The following is a 24,384-nucleotide window of genomic DNA, read 5'->3' as shown; positions in this document are numbered from 1 at the left end:
TAATCCGGTACGCAACGTTGCCTGTTTTATCCGGTCAGGAAGCTATTGCGGTTTTTTCTATTGGAGGAAGAGGGGGCTAAAGAAAGGAATATAAAAAGAGTGGGAATAGATGGGATGGGGAAGACTGCCCGTCATTAGGCAAAATTTCACAATAACGGGCAGTCTTTTGCTTTAATCTCGACTATTTTATCTTTATTGTCTTATTGCGTACTCTTCGAAGAATATTCTGCATGTCATACACAACGTCCGGATATTGTGATGCCACATTGACACGCTCATTCATGTCCTTTCTCATATCGTAAAGTTGCGGAATGCTTGCATTGCCGGTTTCAATCTTCGGCCCCCACTGTATCATGGCAGGACCATCGTTTGGTTCGATGTATTTCCACTCTTTGGTGCGAACGGACAATACATGATTGGCGGCAAGCTCCACTATCCAGGGACGGTCGGTGTTGTCTGTTCCCAGCAGGTTGCCGATGCGGTTATGGCTGTCGGATGCGCTGCCTTGGGGAAAAACGGCATTTACCAAAGCGCCTAAAGAGGCCATCCAGTCGATCTGTGACATCAGTACATCCGATTCACTGCTTTCTTTTATTTTTTTAGGCCAATGCACAATGGTGGGAACAGCAGTGCCTCCTTCAAATGCGCTGTACTTATTCCCTCTCCACGGACCGGAAGGTGTATGCCCGTTCAATAACTCTTCCGCTTTATCGTCATAACCATCGTCTACTACAGGACCGTTATCGCTCGACAGGATGATTAGTGTGTTTTCTGTCAAACCGAGTTTGTCCAGCGTGTTCATTAGTTGCCCCACAGACCAGTCGAACTGAACGATGGCATCTCCACGCAGCCCCATCGGGCTTTTGCCTCGGAATCGCTCGTGCGGAAAGCGGGGGACATGAATGTCGTTGGTGGCAAAGTACATAAAGAACGGTTCGTTTTGATGTTTCCTTATGAACTCTATGGCATGGCTCGTGATGGAGTCTGCTATGTTTTCATCTTTCCAAAGAGCTTTGCCGCCACCTTTCATGAAACCGATGCGGCTGATGCCGTTTACAATGGCCATATCATGTCCGTGGCTCGGTTTCAGATTATAAAGCAACTCCGGATTTCGGGCTCCCGTAGGCTCTCCCGCGAAGTTTTGTGTGTAGCTCACCTCAATAGGGGCAGAAGGGTCATGGTTTGCTACTTTCCCGTTCTCTATAAATACGCATGGGACGCGGTCGGCAGTTGCTGCCATGATGTAGTGGTAATCGAATCCCAAATCTCCTAAGGCGGCAGGGAGCGGAGCATTCCAGTCTTGCTGGGCCGTTTTGTCGCCCAGCCCTAAATGCCATTTGCCGATGGCGCAAGTGGTATATCCGGCATTCTTGAACATATCTGCCATCGTATATTGTTCGGGGCGGATAATCATTCCGGCATTTCCGGCGGCTACGTCCGTGTCGGGACGGCGCCAGGCGTATTCGCCCGTCAATATGGAATAACGTGAAGGGGTGCTGGTGGCAGCTATGGCATGTGCATTGATGAAGCGAATGCCCCGGCCGGCCAAACGATTGACATTAGGAGTTTGCACATTTTTTGCGCCATAACATTCCAAATCTCCGTAGCCTAAGTCATCGGCCAAAATAATGATTACATTGGGCTTTTCCCGATTGGTTGTCTTGTTCCTTTTTATGTTTTTCCCCTCTGTAGGCAAGGCAGAACATAATATCGGCGTAAGAACGATGAATGCTAAATGTCGGTTTCTCATAAGCTCTGTTTTTGTCGGATAGGTTTTACAATACATCTTTATAATCCTTTTTTCAGGTGCAGAATCACACAGCACTCACTATATTCATTTACAGAATCGTATGAATACCGGGCAATTCTGCTCCTTATTATGTTGCAGGCGTCTTTTTTTTGACGCACCTCCTTGATGATTGGAATTATTCGCGCAAGTTAGGATTTATATTTTGTTCAGACAATGGAACGGGCCATCTGTAATCTTGAGGATTGCGAAAATCCCGCCTTCCTACATACCAACGGAAATGGCCTGTCGGGTCTATAAACTTACTGGAGGACGCATAGGTTTTAGAATTAGGATAAGGAGCACCCCATACCTCGCCGAGAAGCACCTCGTGAGCTATATTCCAGCGTAGCAAATCCCAATATCTTATACCTTCGTAGGCCAATTCGATACGACGTTCCCGACGAACCAACTCACGCAATTTATCCGGGTTCGTTTCTGTAATTGGCGGCATCTTTACGTCGGCACGTCCGCGCACAAGATTAATGGTTGCATTCAATAAAGACTGTTCGATGGCCTGTCCGCTTTCGATCATACATTCCAGATAGCTTAGCAATACTTCTGCATATCTGATGACGGGAGTCACGGCACTATAGCTCTTTAAATCGTTGATAGGATTCCCATCGAAATATTTGCGCCACATAAAGCCTGTTCTGGATGCTTCGGAAGAATAATCCAACCGTTCTTTTTTTGACGCTTCATAGTCCGGATGCATGCGATATTCCGTTCCCATGAAAGTTGCTCCGTTGTAATAAATAGTATAGTCCAAGCGTGGGTCACGGTCTTTACCTAAACTTTTGGGGTCGTAGCGCGGGTCGTCATAGCTGAACGGAGTTCCGTCTTTGAACTCATAAGACTCGAATAGCCCCGCCGATGGGTTGGACAAACTCCATCCGCCATCTTTGGCAGACAAGATATGTTGGGGGACGCCGCAACCAAAGTAGTTTTCCAGATAAGAGATATAGAAGATGTTTTCTTGATTGCCTACTCCGGTTTCTGGCATGAAAAGTTCCTTGTAGGTCGGATGGATCGAGTTGTCGCCATAACTGATTATTTCTTTATATGCGGCAGCACCCTCTGCCCAATTTTGCTTGAGCATGCAGGTTCTGCCCAGAAAAGCCAAAGCGGCTTGTTTGCAGGCACGGCCTGTTTGACTGTTGGGAATGTCTTTAAAGCGTGGAAGATTTGCAGCTGCTTCCTTGAATTCGGTCATACACCAAGACAAAATATTGGCCTGTGTTTCTTTCGTAACCGTATTCGCTTCCTCACCGCTCAATGTCCTGGTTACTAATGGTACATCTTTGAAATAGCTTGCCAAATAATGATATTGAGTGGCACGCAGGAAGCGGGCTTCGGCAATCATCCGTGTTTTTCGTTCCGAGTCGGGAGCGGTGGCAATACCTTCGAGGAAGCGATTGCACAAGCCTATGCGCTTGTAGGCCGAGGACCAATAGTTCTTGATAAAAGCGTTATTGTTCAGTAACTTGCCGCTGGATATGCTGAAGAACGGATTGTTCTCGCCGCGACGGTCGTAGGCATTGTCCGTCAAGTGCTCCATAAACAGCAAGCCGTGATATGACCAGAAATCGGAGACATTAAATTCCACTCCGTTTGTAATACTGCCTCTGTATAAGGACGTCAACGCCAATTCGGCATTTTTATCATCATTCCAGAATTTATCTTCCGACAAATCTGTTAAAGGATAGCGCTCCAAATCACATGCCTGAAATGAAAATGAAGCAGAGAAAACTGTAAGAACTATATATATAAATCTTTTCATAAAGCATTAGAATTTTAATATTAATCCCATGGTATAAGTCGACATAGTAGGATAGTATTGCCCGTCGTTGTCCGTATTTTCAGGATCCCATCCTTTACGATAGCTCTTGAAAGTGAAAGGATTGTCCATCGACAGATAGAAACGTATGCCGTTTGTTCTCAGCTTTTTTGCTGTTTGGATGGGCAATGTATAGCCTAACGAAACATTGCGTACTTTTAAGTAGGAAGCATCCAATACCCAAAAGTCCGAAGTCAAAGTATTGTTGCTGCCGGCATTAGACATGACTTCCAATCGGGGATATTCAGGGTAACGGTTGTCTTGCTGCACATTCCAACAATTCTCCATTTGCCATTTCTGGATATTTCCTTCCTGATAGAAAGCGTGGCCTGCATAGACAGACAGCATGCCTTGTACTTTGGCAACTCCTTGAAGCAATACGCTAAGGTCGAAGCCCTTATACTCTCCGCCAAAGTTCAGGCCGAAAGTGTATTTAGGAATACGGGAACCTAAGAATACTTTATCGTCCGGCGTAACCTTACCGTCTCCGGTGGTGTCAACGTAGCGGATGTCTCCGGCTTTAGAGCCTTTGGCTATCGCGCTTTGGTCGTGCCAGTCTTTTACTTCATCATTCGTGAGGAAAACGCCGTCTGTCTTGTAACCATAAAACATCTGCATCGGATAGCCGATGAACAAGTCGTTGCCATTACCTATCATGCCATTGTTCTGGGTAACATTTCCCATTCCCAATGTCAGCACTTTATTCTTGATGATGGAGAAATTGCCGTTGATATGATAACGGAACTTACCAATTGTGTTTTGATGTCCAATTTCAAACTCCCAACCTTTATTCTCCAGCTCACCGGTATTCACTTGAGAAACACTCAAGCCGAAAATGGAAGAGTAGCTTGCGGCTGGTTTGTATAATACATCTGTGGTTTTTCGGTAGAAATACGATGCATTGAATGTCAGTTTGTTGTTGAAGAAAGATGTTTCAATGCCGATGTCGGCCGTGCGGGTACGCTCCCATTTCAGAGTAGGGTCAACGTAAGTGGTGACGGCTGCTCCTTGTGTATAGACACCGCCAAATACATAGTTCTGTGCCTGACTTAATGCGTAGACAGACTGATAGGGATAGTTTCCGATGTTGTTATTACCCAATACGCCATAAGAGGCTTTCAGCTTCAGGTTGTTGATAAAAGCCAAGTGCTCGTTCTCTTTCCAGAATTGTTCTTCTGAAATGCGCCATCCGGCAGCCACAGAAGGGAAGAAACCGTACTTGCTGTTTGTCGGGAAACGGGAAGAGCCGTCATAGCGCATGGTGGTTTCAAATAAATAACGTTGGTCGTAGTTGTAAGTCAAACGGCCGAATATGGATTGCAAAGCCCAATCATAACCTCCACCCTGATTGGTCTGTCCGTCTGCTCCACCGGCATTTAAGAAAGGCACGTCATCAGAAGGGAAATTGTTACGGGTTCCCGACAAGTTACGCTGTCCCTCGTCTTCCCATGTATATCCCACCAATGCGGCAACGTTGTGCTTGCCTAAGGTCTTTTCATAATCGGCCACGGCCTGAAAGGTCTTATAGACCGTGCGTGCCATTTCATCGTTCAATGTCGAAGGGCCAGTGCTCTTTCCACCGGTGAGAACCATGTCGCAACGATAATGGCGGACATGTCCCAACGTATAGTTATAACCTCCGATTACTTTCAGTCTCAGGCCGCTTATCGGTTGATACGACAGTTCGATGTTGTTTGTAAACTTATCATAATCTTCACTGTATGTCGATGCGCAATTCATCCATGCCACAGGTGTTCCTTGCAGTTTAGGGCCTAAGCCTATTTCGCCATTCTGTAGATAAGTCGGGGTTAAGCCCGGAAAACGGACAGCATTGGATATGATACCTTTAAATCCTCCGTTGTCCAAGATGCCCGGAGTAGACGGCTCGTGACGGTCGGAAGCCATTCCGCTCAAGTGGATTTGCAGTCTTAAGTTCTTTGTCAATTCTGCGCTTAGGTTGACACGCCCGTTATAGCGGTTATAATAGTTGCGAGCCAGCAAACCGTTTTGGCGCAAGTAGCCCAGCGATGCCATGTATTGTACTTTTTCCGTACCGCCGCTGACGCTCAATTCGTGCTTGGTTTGCAGTGCATGCCCTCCCAATAGGTCTTCGAGATACCTTTCGTCTGCATAGTTGTCAGGGTCTGCCCCGTCGCGATATTTTTGAATCATTTCGGGGGTGTACGAATTGGTTTGCGTGGCCATATTATAAAATTCCGCGTATTCATATGAATGGGCCAGTTCGGGCAACTCCGTAGCCTGACTCATACCTACCGAACCATTGTAGGTAATGTGAGCCTTACCTTCCTTTCCTTTCTTGGTTGTGACTAAAATGACGCCGTTTGCAGCGCGTGAACCATAAATGGCAGCAGAAGAGGCATCTTTCAAAACCGAAATGTTGTCAATGTCGGCCGGTGTCAAATCGCTTAAAGAGCCGGGAAGCCCATCCACCAAGATTAAAGGGTTGGGCGTTGCTCCGAATGAGCCGACACCGCGGATGCGGATGGTGCCGGCATCTTGTCCCGGATTACCGTTGGCCTGCGTAATGGTTACGCCCGACATCTGTCCGGTCAGCATATTGGAGACGTCTGCCACGGCACGCGATTCCAGTGCTTTGCTGTCTACCGCTGCAATGGAACCGATTACGTTGACTTTCTTTTGCGAACCATATCCCACAATCACTACTTCGTCCAGCGTTGCCGCATCTTCTTTCAGAACAATGTTAAGAGAGGATTGGTTGCCCACGGCAACGTCCAGCGTATTGTATCCGACATAAGATATTTGCAGAACGGCATCGGCCGGAACAGACAAATCGAAATTCCCATCTATGTTTGTGATGGTTCCGATGGTGGCATCTCCTTTCAGAATCACGTTGGCGCCGATGATGGGCTCTCCGGCCGAATCTTTAATGCTGCCTCTGATTTTTCGGTTTTTCTCTTTCTGGGTGATGACGATATAGTTGTCCGTCACTTGATATGAATAATCGGTCCCTTTCAGCAAATCAGATAAGACCTGTAATACGTCTTGCTCTTTTTGATTCAGAACAACCTGCCTGTTGATGTCTAATTGGGAGGTGTTATAAGCAATCTTATACTTCGAAACCGATTCGATTTTCTCAAACGCTTGCTTTAAAGACAGACGTTCTCCATTGAAGGAAACTTTCTGTGCATTGACCGGGAAACTGCCGACTAAGGCCAATGCCATAGTCCATAATACTCTGACTAATTTCTTCTTCATTTTAATTAGATTTAGTAACAAAAAAGGTGTACGTACATTATAAAGACCGCATGAGAAGAAACTACACCTAAGAGTATTTTGTTAATAAACGCTAACGGCTCACTTTACGTATATGTTTTTGTCCGCAATCTCATATTCTATGCCCGGAATCAATATCTTTATGATTTGAAGTACATGCTCTAACGATTCGTCCTTGTTGAAATGAACTCTCAGGCTTTGATTTTGGTAAGCAGACGTGTGTAGTTGGAATTTTACTCCGTAGACACGCTCCAGTGTATGCAATACATCGCTGAACGGTGTGTTGCCGAAGAAGAGTCCACCCGTCTTCCAATTGGAGTACAATGCGGTGTTGATCTTATGCCGTTGTATCTTTCCGGTGGCGGGTGTATAGATTAATTGGTCGTTAGGCTCTAAAAAATATTCTGCCGGTTGTTCATTCACTTTCACCTGCAATTTTCCGGTCTCTAAAGTGGCCATTACCTGATTGTTGTCAGGGTAGGCAGAAACGTTGAATGTGGTGCCGAGCACCTTCAGGGTCAAATGATTGGTCGTGACGGTGAAAGGATGCTCTTTGTCTTTTGCGACCTCAAAAAATGCTTCTCCCGAGAGATAGACACTCCGGGCTTCAGAAGCGAATGTGGAGGGATAAATCAATAATGTTCCCGCATTGAGGCACACTTTACTTCCGTCGGGCAAAAGCACTTCGTTGCGTGTTCCTATGGCGGCATAATGTTGCACGTAAGTCACTTCGGACAGCTTTTGTGCCACATAGCTTTGGGTAGAGTAATAGTAGTAGGCAGAAAGGCATGCCATGATTAGGGGGATGGTCCAAAAGGCAGCCACCCTGACCGGACTGATCCTTCTCAGAATCTGCTTGCGTTTGGGTGCTGCCACGGATTCTGTTCGCTTTTCATCTTTGATAGAAGACTCTAACTGATGAAAAGCCTTCTCTATTTTCTCTTCGGGGCAGGAGGCATTGTTCAATTTGTTCCAGATACGTGCAACGGCTTCTTCCCTCATTTTATCTTCTGTAGGAGAAACCATGCGTCTATATACCCGGGTTGCCATTTCGTCGGAGACATCATGATGAAAGAAGAAGTCTATTATCTTATGTATGTAGTTATTCATTTTTCGTATTATATATTATAGAAGACATCCGGATGCTGCGTCACACCTAAGCCGACAATATTAAATAAAGTAAAACGGAGAGCGAAAGGGTTTCTCTAAGTTCGTTCAGAGCAATGTTCAGATGATTTTCCACTGTCTTTTTCTGTATTCCCAGCTTTTCTGCTATTTGTTCGTTGGATAGCCCTTTCTTTCTGCTTAATTCATAAATCAGTTTTCTTTTGGGCGGCATCTTGCTCACCACCATATCCATCAGTAATTGCAGGTCTTTCGCTATCAGTTCGTCATGGGGCGTATATTCGTCGGATGTTTCCGGAATGTTGTTTTCATTCCATGACACATCAGTCTTTTTAGCTGAAATATAATTGTAGACCGTATATTTGGTTAGCGTAAACAGATAAGAGTCAAAATGATGAACCTTGAGAAAAGCCTCTCTCTTTTCCCATAGCTTGATGAATACAATTTGGGTTAAATCCTCCGATTCGTACGCATCCTTTATAAATCCTCGTATAAAAGCATATACTTTAGGATAAAACAGCTTGAATATCCGGTGGAAGGCTTCATGGCTGCCGGAGGCAAATTCCTCTACAACTTCTGGCTCTGGAATCATTGTCGGGATTAATTCAAATGAAACGGGTGTAAAAGTAAAGAATTTATTGTTAAAATCCAATAAAAGAAACTCTTCCTTTATGTACTTTTCTCAATACTGAGGTACTGAAGTTAGTATAGGATAGATATCAGACGTTAGATATATCTCCACCGTGCAGCAAGTATATGCCGGGCGTGCTGCATCTATACTTCCAGCAGAGGGCATCAAGATAGAATGTGTGCAATGTGCTTGTTATGTCAAATATGGATAAGGCCGTTTTGCCGGCTTCCGCTTTATAAAGGTAAGGTATCAAAAAAAAGAAATGATTATCTTTTGTTTTCAAGTTTCCTTAAAAAGGATAACCGATGGCAAAATGCAATGCCATGCTATCCTTAAAACGGGGGATATTGTAGTAGCCCGACTTTCCGGTGTCATACGGATTGTGCAGTCCGATGCCCAGGTCCAGACGGAAGACCAGAAAATCCATGTCATAGCGCAGGCCGGCGCCCGTTCCCAAAGCTATCTGTTTGGGAAAGTTTTTCCAAGTTAGTTCGCCGTTCGGACGGTTTTCATCCTTGCGTATCAGCCACACGTTGCCGGCATCCAGAAAGATGGCTCCGTGCAAATCGCTGATGATGCGAAAGCGATACTCCAGATTGGCTTCCATGCGGATATCGCCTACGTGATTGATGTAAGTGTACTTTTGAGTATCTTCGGGCGGATAGCCTCCGGGACCTACGCTGCGCACCGAGAACGCTCTTACGCTGTTGGCACCTCCGATGTAGAATTGTTCCGTGTAGGGAGCAGTCATTGCATTTCCGTAAGAGCGGATTATCCCGGCTGCAATGCGCGAAGCTATCTTGTTATTACGGTCTATCCGATAATGATAGCGAAACTCTGAATTCAGTTTCAGGAATTGGGCGAAAGGCACACCGAAGAGCTCTTTCCCCTCCTTTTTGAAGGATTGTCCGAACAGACGGTAAACTGCTGACGTGAGATTGCCGGCCGACACGATGGACGTCTGCCACCAGATGGGGTTACGCTTTCCGCGCACCGAGGCATTATCGTATGTATAAGTATACTCCATTGCTGGGATGAACTGGTCGCGCAGACTGACGTAGAGTGCCGGATTTTTGGCACGTAGTGCATCGAATTCTGCTGTGGGGTTCTGCAATACATTGAATGTCAGTCTGAAGGGGATAATACTGTGCTTGGTGGTAGGTTTGGGCTGGAAATCATAAGTGACATTCCCTCCAAAAGCCAGCAGTTTGTAATATTTGGCCCGGTTCATTTGGTTCGCATACAGACGGAAAGTGGTTGTGGCAGGAAAATCATATTCGCGGTCACCCATACGCGGAAAGACCACGCGCGGGAAGATAAGCGAAGAGGAGATACCCATCTCGTAACTGTTCATCAGAGAAGAACGGTCCTTCCCCGTCTGCCACTCATACGAACCATTCAACTTTACATTCCAGCTCTCACCACCGCCGAAAACGTTATTCTTCGTTACCGTAAAAGAGGCACCGGGGCCGGTCTGGCTGTTACTCTTCATCACGACATTAAAGTCCAATTCGGCATCGTATGGCTTGTCGAAAGCGGCAACGATTTTCATATCCAATGTGTCGGAGGCGAATGTCGTGTCGCGTGGTGTATATAGCATCTCTGCATAGCGGAATATGCCTACATTTGCAAGACGTTCCTGCACACGGGTCTGCCGATACAAGCTATACATATTTTGCATGGACCGTCGGCGGGCAATGCCTGCACTGTCTTGCAACTGGCGTTTACGGCGATAACCCTGATAGTTCAGCCATCGGTAAAGCATGTTGGGACGCACCCGTAGCTTGTCGTGATAGTGGATAGTCAAATCTTTGTATGTTATGCTGTCATTGGGTTCTTCTCCTTCCTTTCCAAGCAGATGCACCGATGTCTCGCCCACGTAGAAGGGCTTCTCAGCTACCTTGGGCATGCCGGGCACCGGTGTCATGCGCATCTGCACATGTCCTCCGGGCACCATTGTCGTATCTGCCTGGAATGTCAGGTAGTCCGGACGGAAGTAATAACAGCCCACATTGCGTAGCAAAGTACTGATGCGGGTGCGCTCTCCGTCCAAATCGACAACATTGAACTGCTCTCCCCGGCTGATCAGCGAATAGCGGCGTCCCATCTCCATGATACGGGTAGAACGTTGGCTGAATCCCCGATAACATACCGTATCTATAAAATAGGGATTACGCATATCTACCGTATATTGCAGCTTCACTTTCAGTGAATCTTTCGGGTTTACGAAAGTCTTATAACTTACTTTCCCATTGAAATAGCCATAATCGCGCAGCAAGTTGGCGGCAGCTTTCCGGCGAATATCCGGATTGACGGTAGAGAGCAATACCGGAGTGGCGGCAAACTTATCAAAAATCCATTTGCCCGGTCCTTTCTCATATTTCTGAAAGCTGTTGTACACCCATAAGCCCAAAGGAAAAGGATAGCGTATGCCGAAGATTGAGTTGTTGGGAGCTTTGTAAAGAGCAGCTTCTACCTCCACCATCGCCGTTTCTCCAACCGATGTCTTGCCCGGATTCAGGAATATCGTGGATTTCTGCCCGGTGTACAGCACTTCTCCCTCAGGCAGATGCTTCGTAGTAGAGCAAGCTACGAGGAGCATTATGCTTATTATGTGTATTATCAGTCGTCTCATTCTTTTTCTGTTCTTGTCGTTATAAAGATGCAGGTATTCTTTCCGTGAATTATGAAGGCATCGCATAAGCCGGTAAGGACACTCACTCCGTCAAAGCTTTCTTCCTCCTTCTGAAGATGAAAAGCTCGCCCAAACGCTCCATCTTCTTGCGGAGTACAAGGCCGACGCCCGTTTCGGTTATCTCACCGTCGAGCACACTTTCATAGTTCTTATCATAAAAGATGCGCACATAGCGGGTACCCGACATATCGAGGCGATATTCCAACGAAATATTATCGATGAACGATTCTCCACTATTCGTCGCATTGGCTCCGGTAGATACCTTGCCACCGATGATGATTTGCACACGGTCGTTGAAGAAACGCTGTGAATAGCGGAAGCTGAAGTCTTTCTGTATATCACCGGTCTCGGCTGACTTGTGGTCTTCCACTCCCACGCTGATATTGGCATTCTTCAGCCCTCCGGCAAGAGAGTTTATCTGGCTTTGAAGCACGCTGTTCAGTGCAGCACCCATCGTCAGGCCTCCTCCTTTGGCACCGCTGTTCAGGTAGATGCCCGTGGCAAGCATGGCAATGGCCTGTTTACTGCGTTCTTCGGCGCCCATGCTTTGCAACTCGTTCTCTACCGTGGCATCTTCGGGTGCGGAAATGTCGAAAACGAGTTCGGGCGAATCCAAACGATTCTTGATGGATATGGATACATCAAAGTTCACCATGCGCGAGGCATTACCGTCCGCACCGTCCGATACGGAAGCACGCACGCGTTCTGTGGCTTTGAGGTTCAAAGTGGGATTCGTGACATTGCCTCTCCAGTCTACGTAACTGCCCGGGATGAACCGGAATGTCTTCAACGGGATGACAGGCAGCGAGTATTTCATCGAACCGCCCGAAAGCGTATAGCGTCCCGTGAGGGTCATGTCTCCCTGCGGGGTGTACTGCAAATTCAGGTCGCCTCCTCCTTCTAATTCAACATACTTGCTGCGGTCAGGACTCAAGTCGGCGCGCAGGCGTACGGCGTCGTCTATGTGGACGGACATCAACATATTCAATCCTCCTAAGGACATGGTCGGAGTGTCTGTCCCCTTCACCGAAGCGGTATCGGCAAAGGAAGTAAAGGTCACCAGTCCGTCAAGACGATCTTCCACCGTAAGCGGAGAATCGGTCAGGACATACGTGACGTTCGTATTGCCAAGCAGATTCATGTTGCCACGCATGGTCAACCCATCGAGCGGCCCTCTTACTGTGGCACGCAGGTCAACGAACACTTTTCCGTAGATTAAACTCTCGCGGGTGCGTCGTGCATCCAGCAGCGTATAGTTCTCAGCCCTTAGGTTGAGGTTGGCAGTAGGGTGTTCCGGGTTTCGGAAATTGATGTTCCCATCGATGGTGAACGGATTCTGGCTCGTTGTGTAAATGGCAAACTTATCAAACGCCAGACGGTTGTCTCTTATCTGCAAGGGACGGTTATCCAACCGATAGCGTGCTCCTGCCTGACGGGCATAAACAGATACGCTGTCCAATAATATGTCACCGTTGACCTTGGGCTTATCAAGCGTTCCGCTGATCTGTAATCCTCCACCCACACCTCCGGTGAATGCCACCATGCGGTCGGGGATAAAAGCATTCGCCATCTTCAACGGGAAATGTTCAAAGTCGGTAGTGATTTCCAATGAGTCCTTACCGCCCTTCCGGGTCAGGACGCCGTCGGCCGTCATTACCTGCCGGTTGTCGCAAGTGAAATAGGTATTCAGGTAATGTTTGTTCTTATCACCGGGCAGCCAAGTGATACCCAGTCCCAAGTCGCCCACAGGTTGCCGTTCGTATGTCAGTTTCTCTATATTGGCTTCGGCAGATATTTGCAGGGAAGTGGCGGTTTGCACATAGCTGACTTCGGTAGAGAATAACCCGGTCAGTCGCGGCATATAAGGAAGCACGTCTGTAAGTTCGTTCAGGCGTAGACGAATCAATTCGAGGTTGATGTTCTGCAACGAAAGGGTGTCGCTCCTGTCGGACTGCATGCGGAAGCATAGGCCGTCGTCACTGTCCATATCTACATTGGCATAGACGCGCATGTTCTTATGCAGGTAAATCCAATTGCTCTCATCCACAAAACGGAACTTGCGGAAAGCGATGATGGGCTCGGCAGGCGTCACACGCAGCAGGAGTCCGTCTCCCTTGCCATGCCCTTCGGTCAACGACCGTGCGTTGAGGCCAAGCAACACACCGGTTTTCCCTTGCTTATCGGTATAATTCATGGTCAGTTCCGCATCTTCATTGCGAATCTCTCCCGTCAGCGTACTGCGAAAGACGAACTGAGGGTTCTTGGGGCCGTTGATGACACCGCCCTGTAACTTCATGCAAGCAGTATCTTGTTTCACGTCGAAGAAAATGGTGTCAAGTTGCAGGGAGTCCACACGCAGTTTATGGATGGCCGTGCGTCCGTTGATGCCGAGTTCGGGAGTGAAATTGAATCCCAAACTCATGTCATCGAACGAGACATCCTGCGTTGCCAAATAATAGCTGACCGGATTCCTGTTTCCTGCTGAGAGTTGCATGTCGGCCGATGGAAGTACATGGCGGAGGTCGGCATGATTCAGCTTCCTTGCTTGTAACTGCTTCATCAGCATTGTAGAGAATTCATCGGACTGTGCCAAGAATTTTTTCAAAGGGCAGTGTGCCTTGAATCGCAAATTCAAGTCGCCGGCATCGAGTTTGAGGTTGACGGAGTCACGTCCGGTTTCTGCTCCCAGCCGGAAAGCGAACGGATACTTCAAGGGGCGGGGGGCAAAGCCTAATTTATGCAGGTCCACATCCTCCACATCAATCTGTAGTGTGCCGTCCGGATACTTCCGGTCGAGGCGCATTTTTATATTTCCACGCATCTTCAGCAAAACGTTGTTGCCGGCCAAGTGTACGGTGGCTACGGATGAACGGAGAGATGCACGTAGGCCTACATCGGAGATATTCCAATATCCGTATTGCAATTTTTCCAGCGAGGCATCCAATTCGGCAACGGCCTTGCGGGATGTGAAGTCTATGCCTTTTCCTTTGGCTGATACATTTGCCGACAAGGTATAGATGGAGTCTTTGGGCAGGAAGTGATGGATTTGTAAAGCATCGGCCACCAAATCGGCATGATAGGCCTCGGTGGAAAGATCATAAGAGGCATCAAGGTTAAGAACCCCTTCCTGCTCTTGCAGTTTAAAGGCGGTCGTGCATTGCGAACCGTCCAATGCAAAGCGGGCTGTCAGGCCCATGCTGTCGGGCACCGCAACGGAACCATCGGGAGTATGTCCGGCAAGTCTTGTCAGGAAGTTCAGGTCTTGCGTCTGCATTTCGAGGTCAATGCTTCCGTTGCGCCTCAGGCTGTCTGCCAAATTCCGGAATTCACCGCTTCCGTTCAGGGAAAACGCACCGGGCAGGTCGGCGGTGAGGCGGGATAATCGTAATTGTTTCGGGCTTCCTTCCACACCGGCATGAATCACTAAAGGACGGAAAGGATAGGCTTCTTTGAAGCTTCGGGGCAATCCGCCAGCAAACAGCAGCATGTCCTGCTTGCCGATGCGGGCATGCAGGCGGGCAAATAGGTCTCCGGTAGCGGACAAAGTAAGCGCTTCACGGTGTGCATGCGCAGCAAGGCTCATCTCGCTATGCGGCGTGAGCAGCTTCAGTGAAGGGATGCGGATGCGGGTGGAATCGGCAAAGAAATGTCCGGTAAGGGAAGTGATACTCAGTCCGGAACGTTCGTACATGGAGCATTCGCGAATAACGGCATTCATTTCTTTGCTCCCATACAGCATTGAGTCGATGGAAAGGCGGATGTCGTGAAGAGCAATGTGCGAAGGGTCGAAACCTTCGGTTGGTTTCACATTCGTACTGTCTGCCGGCATTGCGGTATGGAAAGTTATATGGCCGGTGTCATAGCTCACGGAAGCCCCTGACAACAGGAAACGGCGCCAGCCATAAAAATGCCGTTTCAAATCGGCATCGGCATTGTTCAGCTCGGCATTGGCAATGTGTGTGGTCAAGTACATGGAGTCGAGAGGCATGCGCAAATCAACGGAGACGTTTTTCAGCTTCAGGGCATGAAGGGAAATTCGCCAATTCAAGGCTGTTTCGGCAGTATCTTTCGGGGTTTGGGAAGTATCGGCCAGTATCACTTGCATGTGGGTGTCACTCAGCTGTACGTCACCCAGCACGGCTTCTTCCGTATTCAGGTCTATGCCGTGAGTTGCAAGGAAAAAGTGCCCCAGCGCACCTTTTATCCGGATACCCTCCAGTAAGTTCGAAGAGTTTACTGTTGCTTGTTTCAGGGTGACGCCGTCCACCTTTATCTTTCCTTCCAGCAACGGCCATGCTTGTATGCGCACGTTTAAACTTCCGAGGCTTAGCAACGTATCAGGATGTTGTACATGGCGGACACTGTCTTCGGGTTGCACCACCAACACACCGTGTACCAGCAAGTTCAAAGGAAAGCGCAGGTCGATTCGTTCCACGGAAATGTCCATACCCGTGGCATGCGATGCGATTGCTGTGGCCTGTTTTCGTATGAAGTTCTGCACGGGAGGCACATAAAGCAATATCATCAGCAATACAAACAGCAGTATAGGAGTAAGCAATAACCAAAGTACCGCCTTCAACCATTTTTTTTTCATCGCGGACATCATTAGGGCGTGATATATCAAGAACCTGCGGATTTTCCTTTTCTGTTTCTATCGGCTTCTTCATTGGTTCTTTTCTTTTTCTTATAAAAGTGTCCGAAGAAACATCTGCAAGATGCCGGCAGGAACTAAAGTTCTGCAAAGTAAATAAAATCTTGCGATATTCGATATAAGCGGTCTTCATATAATGAACCTTAATTTCGCAGTCCTTTTTCTTGTGAGAAAAATGACTGCGGAATTAATGGAAGAGAAAAACATTTACATCTTAGATGTCTCTCCTCTTCACCTCGGCTCGCTATATAGATGCCCTTGGCTGGAAATATATATGCAGCACGCTCGGCATATATTTGCAGCGAGGTGGATATATATATCCATCAAAGCCGTCATACAGATATCTCTCGCAAGGGAAGCCTCTCGATAAACACTTAGTACTAATTCTCAACAAAAAACATCGCGATTGAACAAAACACTAAAAAAAGGCTCAATTCCAAAAGTTCCCACGGACTTTTGGAATTGAGCGTAAACTGCTTATCTTTGCGGAATCGAAAAATTGGTGCAGAAAACAGTTTCTCCAGTCACGAATCCACAAAGCCTGCTTTCTTTTTTTGTGACGCATAGCACACTGCCGTGTTTTTCTGGCTTTCGCATGATAAGCGTTTTGAAGAAACGAATCATACCCTTGACTGTTAATGCCGAAAATACTATAAAAAAGATGGAAAATAATGATAGGCGGATTGAAATACAGTTTCAGAGTTTTTTTACTGCATATTTCCCAACTGTAAAAAACTTCGCCCGAATGCTACTCAAGTCCGAGGACGATGCGGAGGATGTGGCACAGGACGTCTTTTGCAAACTTTGGACCAAACCCGAACTGTGGCTGGACAACGACCGCGAACCGGACAGCTACCTCTTCACCATGACCAAGAATATGGTGCTCAACATCTTTAAACACCGGCAGATAGAACAAGACTACCAAATGGAACAGGCCGAAAAAACATTTCTTTATGAACTGACAGAAAAAGAAGGAATCCTGAATGACGTATATTATAAGGAGATGTTGCTGATTATCCGGCTCACTCTGGAGAAGATGCCCAAACGCAGGAGGGAAATTTTCGAGTTGAGTCGTTTCAGCGGATTAAGTCACAAGGAAATAGCCGGAAAACTCGATATTTCCATACGTTCCGTAGAACATCAAGTTTACTTGGCATTGATCGAATTAAAGAAAGCGCTACTCTTTTTTATCATTTTGGCAAATATTTTTAAGTAGTGTGCCAAACGTAGTTGTATTTAGTATATAAAGCCCCCGGAATTAAAAGAAAGAAAAGATTCATGAAGAACTATATTAAACAACTCATCGACTTGTTCGGGCAGAATGACTATTCGGCCGATACGCAAAAGAAAGTGCAGCAATGGCTGGCCGATGAGGAGCATGCCGATGAGAAAAACGAAGCACTTCGCGGACTCTGGAAACAAGCCGGAGAACAAAAGGTTCCTGGCGGAATGGAACAATCAATACGCCGGATGCAACAAAACATAGGTGTGATTCCTTCCATCCCTCACAAGAAATATCAGCTGTTGGTGTGGAGAGCCGCAGCGATTCTTTTATTGGCCGTGTCGTCTGTTTCTGTTTATCTGATATTGGAGAAAAACAGGCCGGAGGTGGATTTGGTCGAATGCTATATACCGACAGCAGAAATTCAAGAACTGACATTGCCCGACGGCACACATGTAATGTTGAACTCAAAAAGTACGCTGTTGTATCCGGAACAGTTTACCGGAGATACCAGAAGCGTGTATTTGATAGGTGAAGCCAATTTTAAAGTGAAACCGGATAAAAAACATCCTTTTATCGTGAAAGCCAATGACTGTCAGGTTACGGCTTTGGGAACAGAGTTCAACGTAAACGCTTATCCCGAAAATAACGAATTGATTGCCACTTTGCTGGAAGGTAGTGTAAAGGTGGAATTCAACAACTTGATATCCAATGTCGTTTTAAAGCCCAATGAGCAACTGATATATAACAAACAAACTAAAAGACATGACCTTCGATTGCCGGAAATCGATGATGTGACAGCATGGCAACGCGGAGAGTTGTTTTTCAGCAATATGCCCTTGGAGGATATTTTCACAAGCCTTGAACGTAAATTCCCTTATGCTTTCGTATATAGCCTTCATAGCATGAACAAGAGCACATATAGCTTCCGCTTCCGAAAGCAAGCGAATCTGGACGAAGTGATGAAGATTATATCACAGGTGGTGGGAGATATAAATTATGTAATCAAAGGAAATAAATGTTACGTAAGGCATAAAAAATGAACCAGTTGTAGAACCTATAAAAAAAGTACTATGCAAAAAAAGTATCCGGAAGGAGTGCCCGTTCCTTCCGGATGTGAAATCAATGTCCCTTAATATTAGCGCATATTGACGCTATTCCGAAGATTCTAGAATAATAACCAATTAACTAATACTAAAGATGCTACAAATTTATAAAAAAATAGCAGAACGAATAACCCATAAATGGGTCTTTCTAACTTTTCTTAGTCTATTATTACTGATACCTACACTTGTATCGGCTCAGAATGAAAGAAAAATAACGATCAAACAAGAAAAAATTACTGTCATTCAGGCTCTGAAAGCGGTGGAAAAGCAATCTAAGATGTCCATAAATTATAGTGATTCCGAGCTGATGGGAAAAGATTTTATCGACCTTGACTTGCAAAACGTATCACTGCCGGCCGCTCTTGATGCTATCCTGAAAGATACCGGTTTTATCTATCAAATCCAAGACAATTATATTATCATTACAGGAAAGAAAACAAAAACCGCCACGCAGGCTTCCAAAGATATCAAAGGAAAAGTGGTTGATGAGGACGGGGAACCACTGATCGGAGTAAACATAGCCGTGGATGGCAGTTCTACGGGTACGATTACCGATATTGACGGTAATTTTTCCATAAACGTGCCGACAACATCTAAAATCGTCGTTTCTTATGTAGGTTATGCCACTCAACTCATCCCTGTTTCAAAAACAGATTTCTATCAAGTGATAATGAAACAGGACGCGGAAATGCTGGAAGAAGTCGTGGTGACCGCATTGGGTATCAAGCGCGAACAAAAAGCATTGAGCTATAATGTGCAGCAGGTGAAGAACGATGCCTTCAATACTGTGAAAGATGCCAACTTCATGAGTTCGCTGGCCGGAAAGGTGGCCGGTGTCACCATCAACAGCTCATCGACAGGTGCCGGAGGAGCAGCGCGTGTGGTAATGCGCGGTTCAAAATCCATCACTAAAGATAACAATGCGCTATATGTCATTGACGGTATTCCTATGTTCAACGTTTCTGCCGGAGGGTCAAGCGATAGCCGTCTTGCCACACAAGGAGGAACGGATGCTATAGCCGACCTGAATCCGGATGACATCGAAAGCATTAACATGCTTACGGGTCCCTCGGCCGCAGCCCTCTACGGTAATGATGCCGCTAACGGTGTGGTATTGATCAACACCAAGAAAGGAAGCGCGGAACGCACTTCATTGACCGTTACGAACAACACCACATTCTCCAACGTGTACATGATGCCGGAGATGCAGAATACATACGGTAATCTGGACGGTGCTTTCGAGAGCTGGGGAAACAAGACCGACAAACGATATGACCCGAGAAACTTCTACAACACCGGAACGAATGTCATCAACACCATCTCGTTCTCTACGGGTACAAACAAGAACCAGACCTATGCCTCGGCTTCTACCACCCATTCAACCGGAGTTATCCCCAACAATTCGTATAGCCGTTACAATTTCTCCATCCGAAACACCGCTACCTTCCTGAAAGACAAACTGACACTCGACATCGGTGCCGGCTACATCGTTCAGAACGATAAGAACATGACCTCGCAAGGCGAATATTTCAACCCCATTCCGGCTTTGTATCTGTTCCCCCGCAACGGCAACTTCGACGAGATACGGATGTTCGAGCGCTACAACGTGGGACGTGACCTGATGGTACAATACTGGCCCTACGAGGCGCAAGGCATGAGCCTTCAGAATCCCTACTGGATTGCCAAACGCATGAACCGCGAGTCGGAAAAGCACCGTTTCATGGTGAACGGAAGCCTGAGCTACAAGATACTGGACTGGCTGAACGTTTCAGGCCGTGTGAAACTGGATAATTCCAACTTCCGCTTCACGCAAGAACGTCATGCCACCACGCTGGGCACTTTTGCCGGACAGAACGGTTTCTACTCCGACATCGACCGTACAGACCGCAGCATCTATGCCGATGCCATGCTGACCGCAGACAAGCGTTTCGAAGACTTCACGCTGAACGCCAACCTCGGCGCTTCTATCAAAGACCTTGTGCACGAGCTCAAAGGCATGGAAGGCGATTTGGCAGGGCTTGCCAATCTGTTCACCATCCGTAACATCAACTACAACTCTAACTTCAAGCCGAAACAGCAAGGCTATCACGACCAGACACAAAGCATCTTTGCCAACGTGGAACTGGGTTGGAAGAGCCGTCTCTACCTTACATTGACCGGCCGTACCGACTGGGAATCCATGCTTGCCTTTACTGATACCCCTTGCTTCTTCTATCCTTCGGTGGGTGTGTCTGTCGTACTTTCCGAAATGTTCCGCCTGCCGGAATTCATTTCGTATGCCAAAGTGCGCGGTTCTTATAGCCACGTAGGTTCGTCGTTTGCCCGCTATCTTTCCAATCCGGGATTCGCTTTCAACGAACAGTCGCATGGCTGGGCTACTTCTACCACCCGTCCGGCGGCAAACCTGAAGCCGGAAGACACCCGTTCTTGGGAAATCGGTCTGAACATGAAGTTGTGGCGCAACCTGAGCGTGGACTTTACTTACTATCGCTCCAACACCTATCATCAGACATTCTCCATCGATGAGCCTTCTTCCAGTGGTTTCTCCAAAGGAATTGTACAAACCGGTAACATCCAGAACCAGGGAATCGAGCTTGCGCTGGGTTACACATACAAGAAACGCGATTTCGAGTGGAACAGCTCTTATACGCTGACCATGAACCGCTCGAAAGTGAAACGCCTGGCGGGAGGAGCCATCAATCCGGCCACCGGCGAACCCATTGAAATGAAAGAACTGCGCGTGGCCACGCTGGGAGCCGAAGGATATGGTCCTCGTGTGATCTTGCGCGAAGGAGGTTCCATGAGTGACCTTTACGTAGACAAAGAGCTGAAGAAAGACGGCAATGGTCGCATCTGGGTAGACTCACAGTCGGGCAACTTAGGTGTAACTACCTATAAAGAACCTAAGAAAATAGGTAGCATGGCTCCGAAAGCCAACATGGGCTTCTACAACAATTTCTCTTACAAAGGGTTCAACCTGGGCGTTATGCTTTCGGCACGTTTGGGCGGTCTTGTGATATCCAACACACAAGGTGTTCTCGACTATTACGGCGTGTCTCAGGCCACGGCCGATGCACGCGATGCTGGCGGCGTATGGGTCAACAACGGTTATGTAGATGCCAAAAAGTACTATCAGACCGTGGGCGGAGCCAATGGAGGTTTAGGCCAATATTACACGTACAGCGCCACCAACGTCCGCCTGTCCGAACTGAACTTCAGTTATACGTTCCCCCGCAAATGGTTTGGCAACGCGGTAGGCATCACTGCCGGTTTCGTGGCCAAGAACCTGTGGATGATTTATTGCAAGGCTCCGTTCGACCCCGAATTAACTCCTTCCACTACCAGCAATTTCTATCAGGGAGTAGATTATTTCATGACACCAAGTACACGCAATCTTGGCTTCAACCTGAAATTCCAATTTTAAAAACGTCGAATTATTATGAAAAGAAACATTCTACATATAGCATTAACTGCAGCCTTGCTTCCTTTCTTTACGGGATGTACGGATAATTTCGAGAAATATAACACCGAGCCTTATGTTCCCTACACATTGCCCGTACCCGTATTATTCAGCCAACTGATAACCACCGGTATCAACGTGCAGCAGAACGATAACCAGATGATTGATCAGATGGTGGGAGGGCCTTATGGCGGTTATCTCACGATGTCTACTTCATGGGGAGGCTCAAACTTCAATACATATAACCAAACGGACGGATGGAATCAGATTCCTTTCAATACGCCGTTCGAGAAGTTCTATCCCAACTATTATAAGATAGCCGAGGCCACCCAGAAGAAAGGACACTTCTTTGCAATGGCTCAGATTCTGCGGGTCAATACCATGTCACGTGTGGCGCTTTGCTACGGACCGATTCCTTACAGCAAAGTGTCGAAAGGCGAATCACAGTCTCCCTACGACAGCGAAGCCGATTTGTATAAAAATATGCTGGAGGACCTGACCTCTGCCATAGCCGTACTGAAAGACTATATCTCCGTAACCTCTTTGCGTCCTTTGAGCGAGAGCGATGTGGTATATAACGGCGATTACTCCAAATGGATTCGCTTTGCCAATTCATTGAAACTCCGTTTGGCCATGCGCATCGTGAATGCCAACCCCGAACTGGCTCGCAAGGCGGCCGAAGAGGCTGTCAGCGATGACGGCGGATTGATTGATGACGCTTCCTGCAACGCAATGGTTCCGGTAGGTGCTGAACCCAACCCTTTCTGGCTGGTTGCCAATAGCTGGGGAGAGATTCGCGCCAATGCCACGCTGACCACCTACATGAACGGGTATAACGACCCGCGTATGGCGACATACTTCACGGCTGCCACAGTGGAAACGGAAGGAACCGATACCTACGTAGGGCTTCGCTCCGGTGTAAAGGGAATGACTACCGTTATGGGTTCCAAATTTTCCAAGCCCGCTTACGGACAGAAAGACGACATGCCGATGTTCCTCTCTTCCGAAACGGCTTTCCTACGTGCCGAAGGCGCACTGCGCAACTGGAATATGGGAGGCCGGGCAAAGGAACTCTACGAACAGGGCATTGCACTGTCGTTTGCCGAACGGAAAGTGAATGGTGCCGCGGCTTATGTGGCAGACAAGACTTCCACGCCGAAATCATACGTTTCGCCGATAGAAGCGGCAAAGATGAGTTATTCGATTAAAACGAAAATCACCATCGCCTGGGATGAGGAGGCTGCTTTTGAAACCAACCTGGAACGCATCATCACCCAGAAATGGATTGCCAATTTCCCGCTCGGACTGGAAGCGTGGGCAGACTATCGCCGTACGGGTTATCCCGAAATCTTCCCGGTGGTGGACAACCTGAGCAACGGTGTAATCAGCACCGAACGCCAGCAACGTCGCCTGCCTTTCCCACTGAAGGAAAAACAGGGAAACAGCGAGAATGTGAGAGCCGCCGTGAATATGCTTGGAGGTCCGGATACCGGTGCCACGGATTTGTGGTGGGCTAAAAAGAAATAAACATCCAAAACAGAAAAACAGCAAAATCATGAATAAAAAGATACTATATTCAACCCTTTGGGGATTGTTGGCCGTCGCTTTCTGGAGTTGCAGCGATTGGACGGAAGTAGAAAGCGAGGATTATTTCGAGTATCCTGCAAAAGATTACTATGCCTCTTTGCGCGATTATAAGAAAACCGATCATCAGGTGGCATTCGGCTGGTTCGGTAACTGGACCGGCCGGGGAGCCTCGATGGTGAACAGCCTGATGGGTCTGCCCGACAGCGTGGACTTCGTTTCTGTCTGGGGCAACTGGCATACGCTGGACGAACATCGCATGGCCGACAAGAAACAGGTGAAGGAGCAGAAAGGCACACGTGCTCTGATTTGCTTCATCATTCAGGACATCGGCGCGCAGATTACACCGGTGGAGTATAAGGATAAGCTCAACGAGTATTGGGGATTCGACCCGGAAAACACGGCGGCGGACAATGCCCGAAATCTGGCGGCTGTCGAGAAATATGCTTTGGCGATTTGCGACACCATTATCAAATATGATTATGATGGTTTCGACATTGATTATGAACCAAACTTCGGGCATCGCGGCAACATGTCGGGCAATGATGCTTACATGTTGCATTTCATCAAGACACTGAGCAAACACATGGGGCCGAAATCGGGCACAAACCGTTTGCTGGTAATTGACGGAGAACCTCAAAGCATCGTGGCCGAAAGCGGCCCGTACTTCGACTACTTCATTGTGCAAGCCTATCAAGCAACCTCGGACTCTAACCTTGACGGACGGCTCTCCTCCACTATCGAAAACTTCCAAGGATTCTTGTCTCCCGAAGAAGTGGCTAAGAAATACATCGTTACCGAGAATTTCGAGTCGTATGCTTCGACGGGCGGAGTGGACTATACGGATCGTTACGGCAACAAAATGCAGTCTTTGGCAGGCATGGCCTGCTGGACACCTTTTGTGAACGGAAAGGCGGTGCGGAAAGGCGGTATAGGAACCTACCACATGGAGTATGACTATCCTACCACTCCGGTGGAGTATAAATACTTGCGCGAAGCCATTCGCATAATGAACCCGGCAGTTAACTAATT

The 24,384-nt window shown here is 47.4% G+C and carries 12 protein-coding genes; 5 read left to right on the top strand and 7 right to left on the bottom strand.

Annotation, left to right across the window (positions count from 1 at the left end; genetic code table 11):
• Positions 1-181: 181 nt before the first annotated feature.
• From EV202_RS09390 to EV202_RS09360, 7 genes are all read right to left on the bottom strand, one after another.
• The gene (locus EV202_RS09390; RefSeq protein WP_131926890.1) at positions 182-1,750 is read right to left on the bottom strand and encodes a sulfatase-like hydrolase/transferase; all 1,569 of its coding nucleotides are present in this window, start codon (positions 1,748-1,750) and stop codon (positions 182-184) included.
• A gap of 175 nt (positions 1,751-1,925) precedes the next feature.
• A complete protein-coding gene (locus EV202_RS09385; RefSeq protein WP_125238187.1) occupies positions 1,926-3,566 on the bottom strand; it encodes a RagB/SusD family nutrient uptake outer membrane protein in 1,641 nt (546 codons plus the stop codon).
• A 6-nt stretch (positions 3,567-3,572) separates the two neighbouring features.
• The gene (locus EV202_RS09380) at positions 3,573-6,860 is read right to left on the bottom strand and encodes a TonB-dependent receptor (RefSeq protein ID WP_106069331.1); all 3,288 of its coding nucleotides are present in this window, start codon (positions 6,858-6,860) and stop codon (positions 3,573-3,575) included.
• Positions 6,861-6,959: 99 nt separating this feature from the next.
• On the bottom strand, positions 6,960-7,988 hold the full coding sequence (locus EV202_RS09375; RefSeq protein WP_106069330.1) for a FecR family protein: 1,029 nt from the start codon (positions 7,986-7,988) through the stop codon (positions 6,960-6,962).
• 46 nt (positions 7,989-8,034) lie between these two features.
• Positions 8,035-8,595, bottom strand: a complete 561-nt coding sequence (locus EV202_RS09370) for an RNA polymerase sigma-70 factor (protein ID WP_106069329.1) — start codon at positions 8,593-8,595, stop codon at positions 8,035-8,037.
• A gap of 328 nt (positions 8,596-8,923) precedes the next feature.
• Positions 8,924-11,269, bottom strand: a complete 2,346-nt coding sequence (tamL, locus tag EV202_RS09365) for a translocation and assembly module lipoprotein TamL (protein WP_131926889.1) — start codon at positions 11,267-11,269, stop codon at positions 8,924-8,926.
• Positions 11,270-11,351: 82 nt separating this feature from the next.
• Entirely contained in the window at positions 11,352-15,923 is a 4,572-nt protein-coding gene (locus EV202_RS09360; RefSeq protein WP_131926888.1) for a translocation/assembly module TamB domain-containing protein, read from the bottom strand.
• A gap of 718 nt (positions 15,924-16,641) precedes the next feature.
• On the opposite strand from EV202_RS09360, the gene EV202_RS09355 reads away from it, so the two are divergent.
• The 5 genes from EV202_RS09355 (at position 16,642) to EV202_RS09335 (ending at position 24,382) form a co-directional block, all read left to right on the top strand.
• Complete coding sequence (locus EV202_RS09355) at positions 16,642-17,196, top strand: RNA polymerase sigma-70 factor (protein ID WP_131926887.1); 555 nt, start codon at positions 16,642-16,644, stop codon at positions 17,194-17,196.
• 62 nt (positions 17,197-17,258) lie between these two features.
• Positions 17,259-18,245, top strand: a complete 987-nt coding sequence (locus EV202_RS09350) for a FecR family protein (RefSeq protein WP_131926886.1) — start codon at positions 17,259-17,261, stop codon at positions 18,243-18,245.
• 157 nt (positions 18,246-18,402) lie between these two features.
• Positions 18,403-21,732, top strand: coding sequence for a SusC/RagA family TonB-linked outer membrane protein (locus EV202_RS09345; protein WP_131926884.1), 3,330 nt, complete (start codon positions 18,403-18,405; stop codon positions 21,730-21,732).
• A gap of 15 nt (positions 21,733-21,747) precedes the next feature.
• Positions 21,748-23,295: a SusD/RagB family nutrient-binding outer membrane lipoprotein gene (locus EV202_RS09340; protein WP_131926882.1), complete on the top strand. Its 1,548-nt coding sequence runs from the start codon at positions 21,748-21,750 to the stop codon at positions 23,293-23,295.
• Positions 23,296-23,323: 28 nt separating this feature from the next.
• Positions 23,324-24,382, top strand: a complete 1,059-nt coding sequence (locus EV202_RS09335; RefSeq protein WP_131926880.1) for a glycoside hydrolase family 18 — start codon at positions 23,324-23,326, stop codon at positions 24,380-24,382.
• The last annotated feature ends 2 nt before the right edge of the window (positions 24,383-24,384 follow it).

Origin of the sequence: Prevotella heparinolytica (assembly GCF_004342845.1) — a bacterium.
Taxonomy (GTDB): Bacteria; Bacteroidota; Bacteroidia; order Bacteroidales; family Bacteroidaceae; genus Bacteroides; species Bacteroides heparinolyticus.
This window is presented reverse-complemented; position numbering and strand designations above follow the sequence as displayed.